The organism is Streptococcus sp. E29BA (assembly GCF_041807805.1).
Taxonomy (GTDB): domain Bacteria; phylum Bacillota; class Bacilli; order Lactobacillales; family Streptococcaceae; genus Streptococcus; species Streptococcus entericus.
On sequence record NZ_JBGTZA010000009.1, the window covers coordinates 54,604 to 62,577 of the forward strand.

The following is a 7,974-nucleotide window of genomic DNA, read 5'->3' on the forward strand; positions in this document are numbered from 1 at the left end:
TGGACAATCGAAGTTACTGTATGACTTTCAGAGTGCTCCTGGCTATGCTTAATAATAAAAACCTCCACGAACAATATGGAGGCTCGCTAATAAAAATTAAAACGATTCTTACCTTTATAAGATCGTGATGTCAAACTCTTTACGACTCATTTGACCAGGTTCAATCATTTCAACTTGACGTTTTTGATGGAAGTCATCACTTTCCTCAAGAGACGTCGAGAGACCACTCCAGGGTTCCAGGGCAATAAATGGACCTTTATTGGTTGTTGACCAAATGATAAGATTTGAAAAGTCAGCAAAATCCACTCTCAGACCCTTATGACTTGTTCTAGATTTGAGGCTGACACTACGAGAAATCAGTTGATCTAGCGTAATCGCATCATGACTAAATAAATCGTAATCTAAATCTAAAATCTTTTGCCCATTCAAAAATGGTGTACGATCGTTTACATCCAACAAACCAGTTTCTGGGAAGCTCCGTGGAACGGTACAGGTTTCATCAGTCTCGAACTCCAGATAATAATCTTCGTAAGCTTCACCATCAAGTAGAGGACAATTGAAACCAGGATGACCACCTATAAAATAAGGCAATTCCTTCTCTGTTTCATGATTGATTACTTGATAAGTTGTCCTAATCGTTTTTCCAATTAAGGTATAAGTAATCTTCAATTCAAACCGATAAGGGTATTGTGCCAACATCTCATCAGTTGCTTGAATGGCAAATGTTACCTGATTTTCCTTTTGTTCTACCAATTCAAAGTCACACTTTCGAACGAGACCATGACGTGGCATAAAACCAACTTCATTATCGTCGTAAATAGCCTTGTCATTTCGCAAGCTGCCGCAAATAGGAAAAAGAACTGGTGCCTGCCCACTCCAATAAGTGGCATCTCCCTGCCAAAGGTATTCGATACCATCTTTATCTTTGATTGACGAAAGAGCTCCGCCCAAAGTTGAAAATTCAACCGTTAGCTCATCATTTTTTAATTGAATAACCATCATCTATCCTCCACGCAGAAGAGGGAGAGGCGTTAAGTGCGACCCTCCCATCAAAAATATCTCTTATAAAATTGTTAATGTCTCAGCTACTTCTTTGTACCAATAAGCCGATTTCTTAGGGTATCTTTCTTGTGTTTCAAAATCAACATAGAACAAACCATAACGTTTTTCGTAGCCGTTTGACCATGAGAAAACATCCATCAGAGACCAGATAAAGTAGCCTTTGACATTTGCACCGTCAGCAATCGCATCAGAAATCACTTCTAGGTGTTTTTTGACATAGTCAATCCGACCATCATCATAAACAGTACCATCGACAAATTCATCTTTATAACCCAAACCGTTTTCTGTAATATAGATTTTTTTATAGTTTGGATAATCTGTTTTGACACGCATGATTTGATCATACAACCCTTGTGGGTAAATAATCCAATCCCAGTCAGTTTTTGGAATATTGCCAGGTGCCTCACGACGTCCTATCCCCTTAATTTGGTATTTAGAACTGCCTTTTTCTCCCTTGCCATTATGAATGATTTCCGTCTCACCATCGAAAGCCCGCATCCAATCACTCATATAATAGTTAATTCCCAAGAAATCATTAAGAGCTTTGGCTGCTTCTAAGGCTGCAAAATCGTCATCACGGAGATCTAATTCCCCGCCATTTGTTGCTAAAATGTGGCGAACACCAGTCATAGTTGCTTCAGAATAATGACCCAAATAGGTGGCATCAAGGATAAATTTATTATGGATAATATCCTCTAATTCCGCTGCACGAACGTCTTCTGGGTTTTCAGGATCATATGGGTATTTGGTCGGCAAAGCATGAACCACACCAATTTCACCAGTATAACCCTTATCTTTATAGAGTTTAACCGCACGCGCATGAGAAACCATCATGTTATGGTGAGATTGGAACACTTTAGCTAAATCGTACTGGATTCCAGGAGGGAATTTTCCAACCAAGTATTGCCCATCACCAATTGGACCAATTTCATTGAAGGTTGTCCAGTAATTAACTTCTGTGAATTCTTCAAAGCAAAAGGCTGCATAATTCACAAAGTGGTCAATATTGTCACGGTTCAAGAAGTCACCATTTGAATGTAGTGCTTCCGGGGTATCAAAATGGTGCAACGTGACAAATGGCTCCACCCCACGTTTATGGCATTCCTCAAAAAGATTGTGATAGTATGCAACACCTTTGGGATTGACCTCTCCAAATCCAGTTGGAAAAATGCGTGACCAAGCAATTGAAATCCGAATGCCATTAACACCAAATTCCTCTGCTAACTTCAAATCAACTGGATAACGGTTATAAAAATCACTAGCTGGCTCTGCAGTGTACCAGTAATTTTCTTCCAGGTATTTATCCCAAGCAACCGACCCCTTACCATCTGTTTTTGTTGCCCCTTCTGCTTGGTAAGCAGCTGTTGCGCCACCGAAAATAAAGTCTTTTGGCAATGTTTTTGTCATCATATTCCTCTTCTAAAACTAGTTCTTCTAAGCCAAAGAGAAGGCTGAGTTCCCCCAACCTTCCATGTTTTCTTATTTAATTTTCAAATTGTTGCTTAACAAATTCAAGTGAACCTTGACCATCACGGGTCAAACCAATGTATTGAGCCCCTTCAGTCTTAGCCAATTTAATGCCAAGTTTATCTGTTTCCACCTTCATATCTTCATAGTTAGAAGCGACTTGAGGGGCTAGAATAACCAATTGATACTGTGGCAAAATTTCACGGTGAGCACCATAGCTTCCAGCAGCAGCAGTTACTGGAGCACCATATTCTTTAGCCGCTTTATTCAAGGCATTAGCCAGGAGACCACTGGTGCCACCACCTGCACAAAGGACGAGAACATTAGTCTGCTCAGTGATTTCTGTTTCTGATGCTTTTTCTGTCACACCAGCTTTTTCAAGAATGGCATCCGCTTTAGCTGTATTAAAGTTCGCCGCAACTTTTTCTTTCAAGATATCATTGCTGGTACCAGCCGCTTCCTCAGCCAAAATTTGGTCATCATACACTTTCAAGAATGGGTAATAGATGGCAACGTCAACAACAATAAGCAAAGCTGCAAGTACAAATGATAGGGCTGCAAATTGCGTTCCCATGATAATGCCCAGCGGTCCTGGAGTTGTCCAAGGAAGGTTCACAGAGAAACTGTTCATGCCCAAGGTATCAACGAAGAATTTGAAAATCCAGACGTTAACAATTGGAGTCAAGATAAACGGTACAAAGAAAATTGGGTTAAGAACAAGCGGTGCACCAAATAAAATTGGTTCGTTAACACCGAAGAAAGTCGGAACAACTGAGGCACGTCCAATGGCCTGATTGCGTTTTGATTTTGTCAACCACATGAACATGAATGGGACTACCAAGGTTGCACCAGTACCACCCATGGTCACGATGAACATTTGTGTTCCTGAAGTCAACACTTTATCGGCATGTTGACCTGCTTGGAGTAACTGCAAGTTCGTTTCAATGTTAGCGTAAGTAATAGCTGCAATCGCTGGCTCAACAATTGATGGACCATGGATACCAACAAACCAGAAGAGGGCATAAGCACCAAAGATAATGGTAATACCAAGGTAACCATCCGCTGCTGTAAAGAGCGGTGCAAGAAGTGTACCGATAGCTTCAGCAACACTGGTTCCAATGGTATTGCGAGCAAGCAAATCTAAACCATAGAGCGCAAAGATTGAGAACGAGAATGGGAACAAATCTTTGAATACCTGTGAAATATTCGGTGGAACTTCGGCAGGCATGCGAATGGTGACATTGTTTTTAACACAGACTTTATAAATATTAACGGTGATAAAAGCCGCCAGGAAGGCAGAAAGCAACCCCTTCGTACCCAAAAAGCCATTAGCAAAACCACCCTCGATAGAATCAGAAGCTAGCAACAAAAAGCCTGTAATTGATGCCAACATGGTAGACATGTAGTTAATCTGATTGGTGCTTTCCAAATCACGGTTAACCGAATCTGTTAATGATTTCGCTGTTGTTCCAGCAACCAGCAAGGCAACAACACCCATCGTATAGCCATAAGGTTTCATCAGCATGCTGACAACATCATCACTCCAAGTAAAACCGAAAATGTTTGGCACAAATGCAATCAACAGGAAGATACTAGAGAAAAGAATAACTGGCATGCTGGCGATAAAGCCATCACGAATAGCACGGAGATAAATGTTCCGTGAAATTTTCTCAAACAATGGCTTTTGTTTTTCTAACGCATTAATCAAAGCATTCATTAGCGATTACTCCTTCTGTAAAGTTCAATCATATGTTTCATCATATCTTTCAACAACAGGGTTGTCATCAAGTGGTCTTGACCGTGCATCAAGGTCACACTAAAGGCCAGATCATCACCCAGGGCTTCTTTTTGAAGCAAACTTGTCTGAGCTTTATGGGCATTGGTGATACACTCCCCAGCTGCCTCAACAAGTGATTCAGCTTTGTCATAATCACCCGCTTGTGCAGCCGATAAGGCTTCCAGGAGACGTGAGCGTGCATCGCCTGCATAAGCAACGATTTCAAACCCTAACAGGGTAATTTCTTCTCTATTCATCAGAGAATTCCTCCTAAAGATAGTGTTTTTTATAAAAGACTAAACGATTGGTAACCATGTTCTAATCGTGATACTCTCCACGATTCCATTTTTCTAAAAATTCATTAAAGAACTCTGGTTTAGCTTGTTCAGCATTTTGCGTTTCAATTTGACTGATTTTTTCAATCAACAGTTTATTTTCCGGCGTTTTTTTGTATTCAGCAGCAATGAATGCATCAATAATATCACACATCAAAAGCTCCCCTGTTACTTTGCCTCCAAAACCAATAACATTGGCATTTAATTCCTCCTTGGCATATACTGCAGAAGACATGTCTCGGACAAGTGCTGAACGGACACCCGGAACCTTGTTCACGGCATTGTTGATGCCGACACCAGTTCCGCAGATACAAACGCCCAAGTCTGCTTGACCACTGACAACAGCCTCACCAACCTTTTTTCCATAAATCGGATAGTGTGTTCTCACATGGTCATAAGTCCCGCAGTCAATGACATCATGACCTTGGTTTTTTAGGTAATCAACAACAGCCATTTTCTCGTCTGTCACAATGTGGTCACAACCAACAGCAATTCTCATAATTAGTATCCCCTTCTTCTATTTTAACCCATTTTATTCAGCATATCTACACGAATTTGGTGTCTACCACCATCATAGGAACCAAAGACAAATCCTTTAACAATATTTTTAGCAAGAGTTGTACCAACAATCTCCGACCCAATTGTAATCATCCGAGAATTGTTGTGACCTCTCGTCATATAGGCAGACCGCTCATCTGATACCTCTGCTGCTACCATACCTTTTACCTTGGTAGCGACCATGAAACTACCTGCTCCATAAGCATCAATCGCAATACCCAAGTTTTCATCGTCCTTTTGAACCTCTTTGGCAACAGCAAGAGTCGTATCGACAAAATCTCTTACCTCGCCTTGACTAACATCAATAACCTCTAATTGATTTTCTTTAAGATAGTCAACGATAATATCTTTTAGTTTTAGTCCAGCTTGATCTGCACCAATGACAATTGCCATAATGTACTCCTTATAGTTAATATATAAAAAAGCGTTTCCAACCTTTTTACAACTATGATTATATACCTAAGGCAACATTTTGTCAACACTTTTTGTTCAAAAAATGTTATTTTTTTATTTTTTTGATTTTTTAAATAAAAAAAACAAACAATTTATGTGGTTTTTGTTGGTTTTTTTGTTATACTAAGAAATCACTTCTGTAAAATCTTGAATTTTTTGCAGTTGTTCTGGTCTCATGCAATCTGTAATGACAGCCGTTAATTCTCCCAAATGACAAAACGTTGTAAAATCTTCTTTTCCTATCTTGGTTGTATCAATTAGTAAATATTTTTCCAAAGAATTTCTTAAAGCCATTTGTTGTGTAAAAGCTTCTGCAAAGGAAGAAGTCATGACCTCTCCTTCTTTTACACCATTGCCACTAAAAAACATTTTACTGAATTTCATCTTTTCTAAGAGAGTATTTGTAATTTCACCCACAAACGATTCCGTTACTTGTCGCATTTCGCCACCTAAGAGATAAACTTTAAAGGTTTCCGTCTTTTTCTCATAAAGGTGCTTGAAAACAGGGTAGCAATTGGTCACAACAGACAAGGCAGTATTCTGAATCTCCGTTGCTAGCAATTCGACAGTTGTGCCCGGACCCAGAAAGATGGTGTCGCCATCCTCAATCAAAGCCGCTGCTTTCTTTGCTATTTCAGACTTTTCTGCAATGTTTTTATCGTGTTTTTCCTGATGAGAACTCTCTTTCACGGCAAAAGCATTATTGCTACGAGCACCGCCATGTATTTTTGTCAATACTCCCTGCTCTTCTAACTCAGACAAATCACGTCGAGCCGTCATATCTGTAATGTTGAATCGTTCAACTAACTCAGCTATCCTAACCATTCCCTTTTCTTGCACAAGTTGCGCTATTTCTTCGTGTCTTCTATATTTTTTCATTTTCAACTTCCTCAAATTTGTTACTTTCATTATATCACTTTTCCAACATTATTTGTTTGTGTTATTGTCAAAAAATATTAAATCCATCATTTTTTGTTGATTTGGAAATAAATTCTCTTTCCCAGCAATTTGATTAACAAATTTCTCTACACGTCTCACTTCATATTCATAATCATCTATTAATTTACCCAGTTCTTCTTGACATTGTTTTACCTCATGATTTACCTGTTCAAGTGCAATAGCTGCAGTCAGATTCATCTTGGCATAATCATACCGGGCTAGTCTGCGGTTTTCTGGATCTGCGTTATCAAGATTGAGTAGCACTTCCGCAACCTTGTTAAGGTAAGCAAGTTTATCCTGATAATCCGTAATCATCAACTCCAGTTGAGCAAGGTCTTGGAGCATCCCGTCCTTGATTTGAAAAGGCACCCCTTTTCTGTACAATTTTTATAAAGTGTTTTTGTTAAGCGATAACTCGCGTAACCATAGGTGTTTGGTAGTCGAGACTACCGTGAATGCGATGATGGTGCCACCAGTGGACATAGTCCTTGGTTTTAAGGGTTAGTTCTTCTAGTGACTGGAAGGTCTCCTGGTTGATAAACTCCAGTTTGAAAGAGCGGTAGGTGCTCTTTCAATTCTGGAGAATAGCTGAGCAACTTAGCGACGATCTCCTGATTAGTCAAGTGCGTACGAAAAGTTGGGCGATAGAGGCGTTTATCGCTGAGCTTTCGACTATCCTGCTGAATCAGTTTCCAGTAGCGCTTGAGCGCCCTATACTCGTGGGATTTTCGGTCAAACTGGTTTATGATTTGGACACGCAGGCGATTCATGGCTCTGCTCATGTGTTGGAGTAAAATAGTCCAGTGGACTATTTTAGCCTCGAGCTAAGAAATTTGAAAGCGAGAGGTAGAAGCGATCAAGGACGATTTTGGCATTCGGAAATAGTTTCTTAGCGATGTCGTAGCAAGGGCTAAACATGTCCATAGTGATGACCTTGACTCGGCTTCTGACCGCCCTAGAATAGCGTAGAAAGTGGTTGCGAATGGTAGCTTGGGTTCGACCTTCTAGGATTGCCACAATTTTAAGCGAGTCAAAATCCTGAGCAATGAAGCTCATTTTTCCTTTCTTGAAACTGTTGCTCGCTTTCTCGTTTCAAGGCTCGCACCTCAAACAGTCTCTCCCCAGACTGTTTGAGTCCCAGGACATGTTCTCAGGGAGCCAGGTCAGATCAGTCTTGAACTGGCCTTCCTTTAGCTTTCGGAAGACGGTTGAGGTCGATACGGCTAAACTTTCAGCGATGGCTGTCATAGCGACTTTCTCAATCAGCTTCTGGACAATTTTCTGATTCAGGATAACAGTAAGAGGTGGTTTTTCTTGACCAGTGATGTCTCCGCGACCGCCATTTTTCGGCTCTATAAGACTGTAGTGGGTAAATCCACCATG

The 7,974-nt window shown here is 40.3% G+C and carries 7 protein-coding genes and 3 pseudogenes; all 10 read right to left on the minus strand.

The window, feature by feature from the left end; genetic code table 11:
- Positions 1–114: 114 nt before the first annotated feature.
- A complete protein-coding gene (locus tag ACERC8_RS03250) occupies positions 115–999 on the minus strand; it encodes an aldose 1-epimerase family protein (RefSeq protein ID WP_373658480.1) in 885 nt (294 codons plus the stop codon).
- 63 nt (positions 1,000–1,062) lie between these two features.
- Positions 1,063–2,469 (minus strand): 6-phospho-beta-galactosidase, encoded by a 1,407-nt coding sequence (lacG, locus tag ACERC8_RS03255; RefSeq protein WP_373658470.1) that lies wholly within the window; start codon positions 2,467–2,469, stop codon positions 1,063–1,065.
- A 76-nt stretch (positions 2,470–2,545) separates the two neighbouring features.
- Positions 2,546–4,246, minus strand: a complete 1,701-nt coding sequence (locus ACERC8_RS03260; protein ID WP_373658471.1) for a lactose-specific PTS transporter subunit EIIC — start codon at positions 4,244–4,246, stop codon at positions 2,546–2,548.
- Positions 4,246–4,563 carry a PTS lactose/cellobiose transporter subunit IIA gene (locus ACERC8_RS03265; RefSeq protein WP_373658473.1) on the minus strand — a complete coding sequence of 106 codons (318 nt, stop codon included), beginning with the start codon at positions 4,561–4,563 and terminating at the stop codon, positions 4,246–4,248. Before ACERC8_RS03265 ends, ACERC8_RS03260 begins: the two co-directional genes overlap by 1 nt.
- Positions 4,564–4,624: 61 nt before the next feature.
- Positions 4,625–5,140 carry a galactose-6-phosphate isomerase subunit LacB gene (lacB, locus tag ACERC8_RS03270; RefSeq protein ID WP_373658474.1) on the minus strand — a complete coding sequence of 172 codons (516 nt, stop codon included), beginning with the start codon at positions 5,138–5,140 and terminating at the stop codon, positions 4,625–4,627.
- A gap of 23 nt (positions 5,141–5,163) precedes the next feature.
- Entirely contained in the window at positions 5,164–5,592 is a 429-nt protein-coding gene (lacA, locus tag ACERC8_RS03275) for a galactose-6-phosphate isomerase subunit LacA (protein ID WP_373658475.1), read from the minus strand.
- Between the two features lie 183 nt (positions 5,593–5,775).
- Positions 5,776–6,531, minus strand: coding sequence for a DeoR/GlpR family DNA-binding transcription regulator (locus ACERC8_RS03280; RefSeq protein WP_373658476.1), 756 nt, complete (start codon positions 6,529–6,531; stop codon positions 5,776–5,778).
- A 48-nt stretch (positions 6,532–6,579) separates the two neighbouring features.
- A pseudogene (locus ACERC8_RS03285) lies at positions 6,580–6,948 on the minus strand (helical hairpin domain-containing protein); the annotation flags it as partial.
- 46 nt (positions 6,949–6,994) lie between these two features.
- Positions 6,995–7,162, minus strand: a pseudogene (locus ACERC8_RS03290) (IS3 family transposase); the annotation flags it as partial.
- Positions 7,140–7,937, minus strand: a pseudogene (locus tag ACERC8_RS03295) (transposase); the annotation flags it as partial. The pseudogenes ACERC8_RS03295 and ACERC8_RS03290, both read right to left, overlap by 23 nt.
- Positions 7,938–7,974: the final 37 nt, after the last annotated feature.